Genomic DNA, 13,957 nt, shown 5'->3' on the forward strand with positions numbered 1-13,957 from the left:
GGCATGCCCTAGGGAAATTGCGTCTGCTTGAACTGGAAGGAAGTATCTATGGTAGATAGACAGCAAAATTCGCAAGGTCTCTATACTCCTGAGCTGGAGCATGATGCATGCGGTATCGGTTTTGTTGCTCACCTAAAGAACCGCAAGTCGCATCACGTTGTGACACAAGCTCTGGACATGCTCGCACGTATGGAACACCGCGGCGGCCAAGGTTGTGATCCATGTAGTGGTGACGGTGCCGGTATTTTATTGCAAAAACCACACGAATTTTTACTCGAAGAAGCGGTAAAGCTTGGTATTAAATTGCCATCTTTCGAAAAGTATGGCGTTGGTGTCATGCTGTTCCCGAAAGACGAGTACAAACGTGCACAATGTCGTGACATTCTTGAACGCAACGCTCGCCGTCTAGATCTAGACGTGATTGGCTACCGCGTTCTGCCAACAGACAATTCAATGTTGGGTGCTGATCCGTTAAGCACCGAACCACAGTTTGAACACGTATTTATTTCAGCAGCACCTGGCGTTACTCCTGAAGAACTTGAGCGCAAGCTTTATGTTCTACGTAACTACACAATCCGTGTTTGTCTGGAAAGTGTTTCTAACATCAAAGACGAATTCTACATTAACTCAATGTCTTATAAGACATTGGTTTATAAAGGTCAGTTGACCACAGAGCAAGTACCTCAATACTTCTTGGATTTACAAAATCCATCCATGGTTACTGCTTTGGCACTGGTACACTCACGCTTTTCGACCAACACATTCCCAAGATGGCGTCTGGCTCAGCCTTTCCGCTATATTGCCCACAACGGTGAAATCAACACAGTTCGAGGCAACTTAAACTGGATGAAAGCGCGTGAAGCGATTCTTCAGTCAGATCTATTTACTCAAGTTGAAATCGATATGCTGCTGCCTATCTGTCAAGAAGGCATGTCAGACTCAGCAAACTTTGATATGGCGTTAGAACTGCTTGTTCTTTCAGGCCGTAGCTTGCCACATGCTCTAATGATGATGATCCCTGAAGCATGGCAAGAGAACAAAACCATGGATCCAACTCGCCGTGCGTTCTACCGTTACCATGCAAACATCATGGAACCGTGGGATGGCCCAGCGTCTGTCTGTTTCACCGACGGCGTTCAGGTAGGTGCAACTCTTGACCGTAATGGTCTGCGCCCTTCTCGCTACACAGTGACTAAAGATGACTTCCTTGTGATGGCGTCTGAATCAGGTGTGGTAGAAATCGCACCAGAAAACGTGGAATTCCGTGGTCGTTTGCAACCGGGTCGTATCTTTGTTGCTGACCTAGAGCAAGGTCGCATTATTTCTGATGAAGAAGTAAAAGACAGCATCGCGACAGCTCAACCATACGAGAAATGGGTTGAAGACAACCTACTAAGTCTGAAGAAGCTTCCAGAAGCAGACAACGCACACAGCCAACCAAACCCAGAGCGTTTACTGCATCGCCAACAAGCGTTCGGTGTCAGCACTGAAGAAGTGAACGACATCATCGTGCCTATGGCAAATGATGGTAAAGAGCCTCTTTCTGCAATGGGTGCAGACTGGCCGTTAGCGATTCTTTCTCACCAGTCACAGCATTTATCTAACTACTTTAAGCAGTTATTTGCGCAGGTAACCAACCCGCCGATCGACCCGATCCGTGAGCGTATGGTTATGTCACTCAATACCTATATTGGTAAAGATCAAAACCTGCTTGCTGAATCACCTCAGCACTGCCGTAAAGTGGAACTTGAATCGCCAGTTATTTCTAACGCTGAGTTAGAGAAACTACGTGCGATTGATAACGAGCACTTACAAGCAAAAACACTGGATATCGTATTCCAAGCTAGTGAAGATGCCGGCAAACTTGAGCGTGCACTAAAACGTATCTGCCAATATGCAGAAGACGCAGTGATCGATGGTTACTCCATCATCCTGTTGACTGACCGTGCGGTTAACTCAAACCATGCAGCGATTCCAGCAATGCTCGCTGTGGGCGCAGTTCACCACCACCTAATTCGTAAAGGTCTTCGTGCACGTTGTGGCATCGTGGTCGAAACGGGTGATGCACGTGAAACTCACCACTTCGCAACGCTACTTGGCTATGGTGCAAACGCAGTTAACCCATACCTAGTATCGGAAACACTGGTTGATCTACAACGCCGCAAGAAACTGAACCCAGAAACGCCAGTTGAAAAGCTGTTCGACAACTACCGTAAAGCAGTAAACGGCGGCTTATTGAAGATTTTCTCTAAGATGGGGATCTCAACACTTCAGTCATACCACGGTGCACAGATCTTTGAAGCTCTGGGTATCCACAAGTCTGTGGTTGATAAGTACTTCACCGGTACCGTTTCACGTATCCAAGGTTTGACTCTGGATGACATCGCCAAAGAAGTGATCGTTCGTCACCGCGTGGGTTACCCAACTCGCGAAGTGCCAATTCGTATGCTTGATGTGGGTGGTGTTTACCAGTGGAAACAGCGTGGTGAAAAACACCTGTTCAACCCAGAAACCATCAGCCTGTTGCAACAATCAACGCGTAATAAAGATTACGCGCAGTTCAAGCAATACGCTGCGGCGGTTGATAAGCAGGGCGATGACGCAGTAACACTACGTAGCCAGCTAGAATTCATTAAGAATCCAGCAGGTTCGATCCCGATTGAACAAGTGGAACCTATTGAAAGCATCGTTAAACGCTTTGCAACGGGTGCAATGTCATTCGGTTCTATCTCTCATGAAGCGCACTCAACACTTGCGATTGCGATGAACCGCTTAGGTGCGAAATCCAACTCTGGTGAAGGCGGTGAAGATCCAACTCGTTTTGAACGTAAAGAAAACGGCGATTGGGAACGCTCAGCAATCAAGCAGGTCGCATCAGGTCGCTTCGGTGTAACGTCTTACTATCTGACGAACGCAGAAGAGCTTCAAATCAAGATGGCTCAAGGTGCGAAGCCGGGTGAAGGTGGTCAGCTACCGGGCGATAAAGTCGATGACTGGATCGGTGCAACTCGTCACTCTACTCCAGGGGTTGGTTTGATTTCTCCACCGCCACACCACGATATCTACTCAATCGAAGACTTAGCTCAGCTTATCTTCGACCTGAAAAACGCGAACCGCGCGGGCCGTGTAAACGTGAAGCTAGTTTCAGAAGCGGGTGTTGGTACTATCGCATCGGGCGTTGCGAAAGCAAAAGCTGATGTGGTTCTTATCGCTGGTTTCGATGGTGGTACAGGTGCTTCACCAATGTCTTCAATTCGCCACACAGGTCTTCCTTGGGAACTTGGCTTGGCGGAAACTCACCAAACGCTACTGAAGAACGGTCTACGTAACCGTATCGTTGTTCAGGCTGATGGTCAGATGAAAACACCTCGTGACCTTGCAATCGCAACGTTACTAGGTGCTGAAGAATGGGGCGTAGCAACCGCAGCTTTGGTTGTTGAAGGCTGTATCATGATGCGTAAGTGTCATAAGAACACCTGTCCTGTTGGTATCGCAACACAGAACAAAACTCTGCGTGAACGCTTTGATGGTCGCGTAGAAGACGTTATCACCTTCTTCCAATACATGGCGCAAGGTTTACGTGAAATCATGGCGGAGCTAGGCTTCCGCACTATCGATGCAATGGTTGGTCAAGGTCAGAAATTGAAACCTCGCCAAGACGTTGCACACTGGAAATATAAGAACCTCGATCTGTCGCCTGTTCTTCACATTGAACAAGCACGTGCAGAAGATGGTATCTACAACCAGACACAGCAAAACCACAACTTAGACAACGTGTTAGACCGCACTTTGATCAAGATTGCTGCTCCTGCGCTTGAGCGCGGTGAAGCAATTCATGCAGAGTTGCCAATCATCAACACTGACCGCTCTGTAGGTACTATGCTGTCGAACGAAATTTCGAAAGTCTACAAAGACCAAGGTCTACCTAAACCTATGAATGTGAAATTCACAGGCTCTGCGGGTCAGTCATTTGGTGCTTTCCTTGCGAAAGGCGTGACATTCGAAGTAGAAGGCGATGCGAACGACTATTGGGGCAAAGGTCTGTCAGGCGGTACGCTGATTCTTTACCCAGATTCGAAATCGACCATAGTTCCAGAAGACAACATTGTTGTCGGTAACGTATGTTTCTACGGCGCAACCTCTGGTGAATCTTACATTCGCGGTATGGCTGGTGAACGTTTCTGTGTTCGTAACTCAGGTGCGAAAGTGGTTGTAGAAGGCATCGGTGATCACGGTTGTGAGTACATGACTGGCGGTATTGCGGTTGTTCTTGGCTCTACAGGTCGTAACTTCGCTGCCGGTATGAGTGGCGGTATCGCTTACGTTTGGGACAAGTCTGGTGACTTCGAATCCAAACTGAACTCTGAGTTGGTCGACCTTGATCCTATCGAGCAAGAAGACAGAGAGCTACTACTGGATATGTTGACTAAGCATGTTCAATTCACAGGAAGTGAAGTCGCTAAGTCGTTCCTTGACAACTTTGAAGCAAGCCTAACCTCAATGGTTAAGGTTATGCCGCGTGATTACAAAGCGGTACTTCAGAAGCGTAAGGCACTGGCACAACAGACAGAAGCGGAGGCAGTGTAATGGGTAAGCCTACTGGATTTTTAGAGCATGGTCGTGAGCTTCCGAAAAAGATTGCACCGGCTGAGCGTATCAAGAACAACAAAGAGTTCGTTCTAAACGAAGAGTTTGGCAGTAAAATTAATACCCAAGCTTCTCGTTGTATGGATTGTGGTGTGCCGTTTTGTCATAACGGCTGCCCTATCGGTAACATCATTCCTGAGTTCAACGATGCGGTTTATCGCGATAGTTGGGAAGAAGCGTGGAACATTTTAAGTTCTACCAACAACTTCCCTGAATTTACAGGTCGTGTTTGCCCTGCTCCATGTGAAAGTGCATGTGTACTGGGCATCAACCAAGATCCAATCACGATCTGTAATATTGAGAAAACCATCGTTGAAACTGCGTATCGTGAAGGTTATGCAAAGCCGAAAACACCACGCTTACGCACGGGTAAAAAGATCGCGATTATCGGTTCAGGCCCTGCTGGCTTAGCTGCGGCAGAGCAATTGAACAGTGCAGGTCACACAGTGACGGTTTACGAACGTGATGAAAAAGTCGGTGGCTTGCTACGTTTCGGTATTCCTGATTTCAAACTCAGCATGGAAGTGATTGATCGCAAGATCAATTTGATGGCCGAAGCAGGTGTTCAGTTTGAAGTGAACGCGCATGTGGGTGTGGATATTAACGCTCAACAGCTACGCCAAGAATACGATGCGGTACTGCTTACAGGTGGTTCAACGGTTCCTCGTAATCTGCCGATTCCGGGTCGTGAATTGAATGGCGTGTACTTCGCGATGCAATTCCTAGCTCAGAACAACCGCCGTGCAAACGGTATGGATCTTAAAACTGAAGAGATCCATGCAAAAGGTAAGCACGTAGTGGTTATCGGTGGTGGTGATACTGGCTCTGACTGTGTCGGTACTTCTAACCGTCACGGTGCAGCGAGTATCACTCAGGTTGAGATCATGCCTATGCCGGCAGACAAACGACCTGCCAACATGCCTTGGCCGCAATACCCAATGATTCTTCGCACTTCGACTTCTCATGAAGAAGGCTGTGAGCGTCATTGGAATATCCTGACCAAAGAATTTATCGGCAACGATAAAGGCGAAGTAACAGGTTTACGTGTAGCAGACATCGTGTGGAATGATTCTCGTAACTTTACTGAAGTTGCAGGAAGTGAACGTGTCATTCCTTGTGATATGGCATTCTTGGCAATGGGCTTCTTACACCCAGAACCACATGGCGTTTTGGCTCAACTTGATATTGCCTTAGATGAGCGTGGTAATGTAGCAACCAAAGATTTCGCTACTAACCAAGAAGGTGTATTCGCTGCTGGCGATATGCGTACAGGCCAATCTCTGGTTGTACGTTGTATCAACGAAGGCCGCGAGTGTGCTCGTTCAATCGACGAATACCTAATGGGCAATACCAATCTAGAAGCAAAAGCGGATTCATTAATGCTTTCAGCATAATGATTCATAGTAAAAGGTTTTTACAGTTTGATGCTCTAGAAACCTTTTCTATTCAGATTTAAAATTTCTTATAGACCTTCCATTTGGCTAGCATACACTGCTAGCCTTTTTTATTCTTTTCTCATATCTTGAGATTTATATGTTAAATTTTTGTGATAACAAATAATTTATCATATTGAATTTTATAGACTATTTCAGAGTAATCAGTGGTAAATCGCACTCAAAGATGATTTTAGCCCAACAACTTGACCTTTTTCACAATTAGCTATAGGTTGTGAACTCACTGAAAACAAACTGCTCAAAATTGTTAAATTTTTAGTCAATTCTTAGTAATAAATATCCAAATAATAACAACAACAATATCCAAACAACTTGCAGTGGCAAAAAGCGACAAGTGAATGACCTCCTATGCCCATGAAAATCATCAGTTCTCATGAAAAGGAGCCAAATACCTAGTCAGCAAAGCTGTCACTAAAAGCCGGAAGGGTATATAAGAATAGTTAGTCATTTACTGTCTTGTAGACAGAAGCAAAGGGAGAATTGCAATGGCTCTATACGATCCTAGTCTTGAGAAAGACAACTGTGGATTCGGCTTGATTGCGCACATGGAAGGTCAAGCTAGTCATAAATTGGTTCGCACAGCGATTTCTGCACTCGATCGCATGACACACCGTGGCGGCATCGCAGCCGACGGAAAAACCGGTGATGGTTGTGGTCTTCTACTGCAAAAGCCTGACTCTTATCTGCGTTTAATTGCTGAAGAACAAGGTTGGAACCTTGGTAAGCAATACGCGATTGGTATGGTGTTTCTCAGCCAAGATCCGGTCAAAGCCCAAACGGCTCGTGACGTCATCAATAAAGAGCTATCGAAAGAAACACTAACGGTATCAGGTTGGCGCGTTGTTCCGACCAATCCAAAAGTACTGGGACCAATCGCTAACGATTCTGTTCCAGATATCCAACAGATCTTTATCACGGCACCTGCGGGTTGGCGTGAACGTGATATTGAGCGTCGTCTGTACATTGCTCGTCGCCGTATCGAAAAACAAATTACTGACGATTCAGATTTCTACATCTGTTCTCTTTCTACACAAGTTATTGTTTACAAAGGCTTGTGTATGCCAGCAGATCTACCACGTTTCTATCTGGATCTTGCTGATTTACGTATGGAATCGGCTATCTGTCTGTTCCACCAGCGTTTTTCTACCAATACTCAGCCTCGTTGGCCTCTGGCTCAACCTTTCCGTTATCTTGCACACAATGGTGAGATCAATACGATTGACGGTAACCGCCAATGGGCTCGTGCGCGCGCATACAAATTTGCCTCGCCACTACTACCCGATCTCAGCACAGCAGCACCATTCGTTAACGAAACAGGCTCTGACTCATCAAGCCTAGATAACATGCTGGACCTTTTCCTTGCAGGCGGTATGGACCTGTTCCGTGCTATGCGTATGCTAGTTCCGCCAGCATGGCAAAATCACCCAGATATGGATGAAGATCTGCGCGCATTCTACGACTTCAACTCGAAACATATGGAACCGTGGGATGGTCCGGCAGGTATCGTACTGTCCGATGGTCGCTACGCCGCATGTAACTTAGACCGTAACGGTCTGCGCCCAGCTCGCTATGTGATCACCAAAGACAAACTGATCACTCTTGCGTCTGAAGTGGGTATCTGGAACTACGCACCTGATGAAGTCGCAGAGAAAGGTCGTGTTGGACCGGGTGAGCTACTGGTTATTGACACGCGCAAAGGCAAATTATGGCAATCAAGCGAAATCGATAACGATCTTAAGAGCCGTCACCCTTACAGTGAGTGGATGAAAAACAACGTCTACAAACTGAAATCTTTTGCTGAACTACCCGATGATCAAGTTGGCGAGCGAAACTTCGATGAGACGCTGCTAAAAACTTATCAGAAGCAGTTTGCCATGACCAACGAAGAAGTGGATCAAATCCTTCGTGTCTTAGGTGATATGGGCCAAGAAGCCGTAGGTTCAATGGGTGATGATACCCCTATGGCGGTACTCTCTTCTAAAGAGCGCTTAATCACTGACTACTTCCGTCAAAAATTTGCACAGGTGACTAACCCACCTATCGACCCATTACGTGAAAAACACGTCATGTCGCTGGCGACCAGTATTGGTCAAGAGATGAACGTGTTTAACGAGACCGATGGTCACGCTTACCGTGTGACTTTCGACTCTCCGGTGCTGCTCTACTCTGACATGCAGCAGCTACTGACACTGAGTGATCAGCACTACCGCAATACCATTCTGGACATTAACTTCGATCCGCAGCAATCAACATTGCAACAAGCGGTGATCGACTTGTGTGACAAAGCGGTAGAAGTGGTTCGAGATGGCACTGTTCTGCTTGTTATTTCTGACCGAGCACTCACTAAAGATAAGCTGCCTATTCCTGCGGCTATGGCTGTGGGGGCTATCCATGCTCGTCTGGTTGAAGAGAACCTACGTTGCGATGCCAACATCATCGTTGAAACCGCAACGGCACGCGACCCACACCAATTTGCTGTATTAATCGGCTTTGGTGCAACAGCCGTTTATCCGTATCTTGCTTATGAAGTTCTGGGCAAGATGGTCGATGAAGGCGCGATTGATAAAAGCTACCGCGATGTAATGCAGAACTACCAATACGGCATCAACAAAGGTCTGTATAAGATCATGTCGAAAATGGGGATTTCTACTGTTGCATCGTACCGCTGTTCACAGTTGTTCGAAGCCGTAGGTCTACACAGTGATGTCGTCGATCTTTGCTTTAAAGGTGTAAAAACACGTATTCAGGGTGCAAGTTTTGAAGACTTCCAACAAGACCTGTTCAACTTATCACGCAAAGCTTGGGCTACTCGCAAATCAATAGAGCACGGTGGCTTACTCAAGTACGTTCATGGTGGTGAATACCATGCTTACAACCCAGATGTGGTCGGTACTCTGCAAAAAGCCGTGAAGTCCGGCGAAAGCACTGACTATCAAAGTTTTGCTAAACAGGTGAACGAAAGACCAGCGGCTATGCTGCGTGACCTGTTGAAGCTGAAAAAATCAGATAAACCACTACCACTTGAGAAGATTGAACCAGCAACTGAGCTGTTCAAACGCTTTGACTCAGCGGCGATGTCTATCGGTGCTCTGAGCCCAGAAGCGCATGAAGCACTAGCAACGGCGATGAACCGCTTAGGTGGCTTCTCGAACTCTGGTGAAGGTGGTGAAGATCCTCGTCGTTTTGGTACCGAACGTAACTCACGTATCAAACAGGTCGCTTCAGGTCGTTTTGGCGTAACACCGCACTACTTAACCAATGCGGACGTATTGCAGATCAAAGTCGCTCAAGGTGCGAAACCGGGTGAAGGTGGTCAGCTACCGGGTCATAAAGTAACCGCTGAAATAGCCAAACTTCGTCACTCGGTACAAGGTGTAACCCTGATTTCACCACCGCCGCACCACGATATTTACTCTATTGAAGACTTGGCACAGCTTATCTTCGACTTGAAGCAAGTAAACCCGAAAGCCTTGGTATCGGTAAAACTGGTTTCTGAACCGGGCGTTGGAACTATCGCGACAGGTGTAGCGAAAGCTTACGCTGACTTAATTACTATCTCAGGATATGACGGTGGTACTGCAGCGAGTCCGCTAACATCAGTCAAATACGCGGGTAGCCCATGGGAACTTGGTCTTGCTGAAACGCAGCAAGCGCTGGTTGCCAACGGTCTTCGTCATAAGATCCGCCTACAAGTCGATGGCGGTTTGAAGACTGGTCTGGACGTGATCAAAGGAGCAATCTTAGGTGCTGAAAGCTTTGGTTTTGGTACCGGTCCTATGGTTGCTATGGGTTGTAAGTTCCTGCGTATCTGTCACCTCAACAACTGTGCAACAGGGGTAGCAACGCAAGACGAAACGCTACGTAGAGACTACTTCAAAGGTCTGCCTGAAATGGTGATCAACTACTTCACAGGCATTGCTGAAGAAGTACGTGGATACTTGGCTGAACTCGGCGTTGAGAAACTAACAGATCTGATTGGTCGTACTGACCTGCTAGAAGCAGTTCAGGGTTTAACAGCGAAACAGAGTAAGTTGGATCTATCCGGCATTCTGGAAGCTCCGGTATCTCCTCAAGGGCTACCACTAAGCTGCACAGAACCAAACACACCGTTTGATAAAGGCGTTCTCAACCAGAAAATCGTTGAAGATGCGATTGAAGCAGTAGAGAAGCAACAATCCATCGAGCTTTACTACGATGTGATCAACACAGACCGCTCTGTGGGTGCTCGTCTGTCGGGTGAAATCGCTAAACGTTACGGTAACGCAGGTCTTGCTGGCTCACCGATTAAGGTGGTACTAGACGGTACTGCGGGTCAATCTTTCGGTGTGTGGAACGCTGGCGGTGTAGAACTGTATCTCACTGGTGATGCGAACGACTACGTGGGTAAAGGCATGGCTGGAGGTAAGATTGTTATCAAACCGCATTTAGGTACTGCATTTAGCTGTAACGAAGCCACTATTATCGGTAACACCTGTTTATACGGCGCGACAGGCGGAAAACTGTTTGCTGCGGGTAAAGCCGGTGAACGTTTCGCAGTACGTAACTCAGGCACTATCAGCGTAATTGAAGGCGCTGGTGACAACGCTTGTGAATATATGACAGGCGGTATCGTCGCGATTCTTGGCGCAACAGGCGTAAACTTTGGCGCAGGTATGACTGGCGGTTTTGCCTACGTTCTTGATGAGAACGGCGATTTCCAAGGTCGTGTCAACGAAGAATCTGTTGAAGCATTATCACTGAAAGATCTCTATATCCATCAGGAGCATCTGCGTGGACTTATCGCAGAGCACTTAGAAGAGACAGGTTCTGCTCACGCAGAAAATATTTTAGCGAACTTTGATGAATGGATTCCGAAGTTCTACTTAATCAAACCACAGGCAGCGGATCTACAAACCCTATTGGGTCACCAAAGCCGTAGCGCTGCAGAACTACGTGTTCAAGCACAATAATTGGAAGGAGCCAGATTTATGAGCCAGAACGTATACCAATTTATTGATGTTAACCGTGTTGACCCGGCAAAAAAGCCGCTCAACATCCGTAAAATTGAATTCGTAGAAATTTACGAACCTTTCACTAAGCAGCAGGCGACAGCGCAAGCTGACCGCTGCTTGGATTGTGGTAACCCGTACTGTGAGTGGAAATGTCCGGTTCACAACTACATTCCACAATGGCTGAAACTTGCCAATGAAGGTCGTATTTTGGAAGCCGCTGATCTTGCGCACCAAACCAACAGCTTGCCTGAAGTGTGTGGCCGTGTGTGTCCACAAGACCGCTTATGTGAAGGGTCATGCACTCTGAACGACGATTTCGGCGCGGTGACAATCGGTAATATTGAAAAATACATCACCGATACCGCGTTTGAAATGGGCTGGAAACCGGATATGTCGCACGTTGAGTGGACAGACAAAAAAGTAGCCATCATCGGTGCGGGTCCAGCAGGTCTTGCCGCCGCAGATATTTTAGTGCGTAACGGTGTGAAACCTGTGGTGTTTGACCGTTACCCTGAAATTGGTGGCTTGCTGACTTTCGGTATCCCTTCTTTCAAACTGGAAAAAGGGGTAATGGAAAACCGCCGCCGCGTGTTCACTGAAATGGGCGTTGAGTTCCGCATGAACGTGGAAGTAGGCAAAGATGTTCAGTTGCATGATCTGATCAACGAATACGATGCTGTGTTCCTTGGTGTAGGTACTTACAAATACATGCGTGCAGGCTTAGAAAACGAAGATGCACAAGGTGTATTTGACGCACTGCCTTTCCTAATCTCAAACACTTACAAAGTGATGGACTTGCCAAGCGATCAACCATTCATCGACATGGCTGGTAAAAAAGTGGTCGTTCTTGGCGGTGGTGATACAGCGATGGACTGTGTACGAACTTCAATTCGTCAAAATGCTTCACGCGTTATCTGTGCTTACCGTCGTGATGAAGAAAACATGCCTGGCTCTCGCCGCGAAGTGAAAAACGCGAAAGAAGAAGGTGTGGAATTCATGTTCAACCTTCAACCTCTAGGAATTGAAGTTGATGCGTCTGGTAAAGTAACCGGCGTAAAAGTGGTTCAGACTGCTTTAGGTGAGCCTGACGAAGCCGGTCGTCGCCGACCTGAGCCGGTAGCAGGAAGTGAACATGTGCTTGAAGCTGATGCTGTCATCATGGCATTTGGTTTCCAACCACATCAAATGAGCTGGTTAGAACCGCACGGCGTAGAACTGGATCAATGGGGTCGAATCAAAGCCCCTTCAGAGCAGTCATTTAAGTTCCAGACAACGAACGAAAAAATCTTTGCGGGCGGAGATGCCGTTCGAGGCTCAGACCTTGTGGTAACCGCAATCGATGAAGGCCGTAAAGCCGCTGATGGCATTCTCGATTACTTGAATATTTAAGTAATTTGGTTTTGAAAAAAGGATCCCTCTCAACATGGATCCTTTTTTATTTATATAATCGCAAATTATTTTCTGTGGCCATTCATAATCCTCTAAAACTAAACAGCGTGAATGAGTCTAATATGTAGAATGACTTTCCCCCGAAGAGCTAGGAGAGTACGATCCAGCTATTGGGGATACGACGAATAGGGTTTGCAGATGTATAAGGTTCTAATTGTTATTCTTTCAACAGTACTATTGAGTGCTTGTAGCAAAGGAGTTCCTCCGATGGTCGATCGCACACATTCTCCTTGTGGCAATAAACCCAATTGCGTTTCAACCGCTGAAACAAGAGAAAAATATAAGCTGGCTCCATTTTTATTACGCTCTGGTGTAACACTGGAACAGGTTGAACGCGTAGCTTTAACGCTTTCTGGCGCTCAAACCGCTGAGAAAACTGATAACTATCTTCGAATCGAATGCACTTCAAGTATTATGCGTTTTGTTGATGACCTTGAGCTGAAGATTGAAGATGGTCATCTGTTGGTGCGTTCTGAATCCCGCGTTGGTTACAGTGATTTCGGGGTAAACCGTCGTAGAGCTGCCGAACTAAGAGAAAACCTTACCCTAGCAGGGCTGATATTTGAGCCATAGATCTTAGCTGAGTGAGTTGAAATCAGAGTTCAATAAGATAAGCAGTCGAATCTCGATAAATTGCCTAATCTCATGATAAACTTCAGGCAATTTTTACACTTAATAACTTTTAAAAGAGATACCCCATGAAAATTGGCATCATCGGCGCGATGCAACAAGAAGTCGCAATTCTAAAAGACGCTCTTGAGCAATGTCAGGAAGTCAGCAAAGGCGGCTGTACTTATTACTCAGGTAGCATTCACGGCGTTGATGTCGTTTTACTTCAATCTGGTATCGGCAAAGTAGCAGCAGCGATTGGTACAACAATTCTTCTAGACGAATACCAACCAGACGTGGTTATCAACACGGGTTCTGCGGGTGGTTTTGACTCAAGCCTAACTATGGGTGATGTGGTTATTTCAACAGAAGTACGCCATCACGACGCAGACGTAACCGCATTTGGTTATGAAATGGGACAGATGGCAGGTCAGCCTGCAGCATTTGCGGCAGACGAAAAACTGATGGCTGTGGCAGAGAAAGCGCTTGAATCTATCTCTAACGAAACCAACACTCAAAAACATGCTGTACGCGGTTTGATTTGTACTGGCGACGCTTTCGTTTGTACTGCTGAACGACAAGACTTTATTCGTAAACACTTCCCTTCTGTTATTGCTGTTGAAATGGAAGCGTCTGCAATTGCTCAGACGTGTCACCAATTCCAAGTACCATTTGTTGTGGTTCGCGCAATTTCTGACGTAGCTGACAAAGAATCGCCAATGTCATTTGATGAGTTCCTACCGCTAGCAGCGCAAAGCTCATCAGAAATGGTGCTAAAAATGGTTGAGTTGCTAAAGTAACCAACTC

The 13,957-nt window shown here is 46.6% G+C and carries 6 protein-coding genes; all 6 read left to right on the plus strand.

Going from position 1 to position 13,957, the window contains the following annotated elements; translation table 11 throughout:
• Positions 1-48: 48 nt before the first annotated feature.
• Positions 49-4,587 (plus strand): glutamate synthase large subunit, encoded by a 4,539-nt coding sequence (gltB, locus tag P4S58_RS12440; protein WP_102963582.1) that lies wholly within the window; start codon positions 49-51, stop codon positions 4,585-4,587.
• Positions 4,587-6,041 (plus strand): glutamate synthase subunit beta, encoded by a 1,455-nt coding sequence (locus P4S58_RS12445; RefSeq protein WP_337164166.1) that lies wholly within the window; start codon positions 4,587-4,589, stop codon positions 6,039-6,041. Before gltB (P4S58_RS12440) ends, P4S58_RS12445 begins: the two co-directional genes overlap by 1 nt.
• Positions 6,042-6,586: 545 nt before the next feature.
• Positions 6,587-11,050, plus strand: a complete 4,464-nt coding sequence (gene gltB / locus P4S58_RS12450) for a glutamate synthase large subunit (RefSeq protein ID WP_042480390.1) — start codon at positions 6,587-6,589, stop codon at positions 11,048-11,050.
• An 18-nt stretch (positions 11,051-11,068) separates the two neighbouring features.
• Positions 11,069-12,481 (plus strand): FAD-dependent oxidoreductase, encoded by a 1,413-nt coding sequence (locus P4S58_RS12455; protein ID WP_337164169.1) that lies wholly within the window; start codon positions 11,069-11,071, stop codon positions 12,479-12,481.
• Between the two features lie 267 nt (positions 12,482-12,748).
• Positions 12,749-13,114 carry a DUF1499 domain-containing protein gene (locus tag P4S58_RS12460; protein ID WP_042480395.1) on the plus strand — a complete coding sequence of 122 codons (366 nt, stop codon included), beginning with the start codon at positions 12,749-12,751 and terminating at the stop codon, positions 13,112-13,114.
• Between the two features lie 125 nt (positions 13,115-13,239).
• On the plus strand, positions 13,240-13,950 hold the full coding sequence (gene mtnN, locus P4S58_RS12465; RefSeq protein ID WP_337164171.1) for a 5'-methylthioadenosine/S-adenosylhomocysteine nucleosidase: 711 nt from the start codon (positions 13,240-13,242) through the stop codon (positions 13,948-13,950).
• Positions 13,951-13,957 lie beyond the last annotated feature (7 nt).

This window comes from Vibrio sp. Hal054 (assembly GCF_037162405.1).
Classification (GTDB): Bacteria; Pseudomonadota; Gammaproteobacteria; order Enterobacterales; family Vibrionaceae; genus Vibrio; species Vibrio diazotrophicus.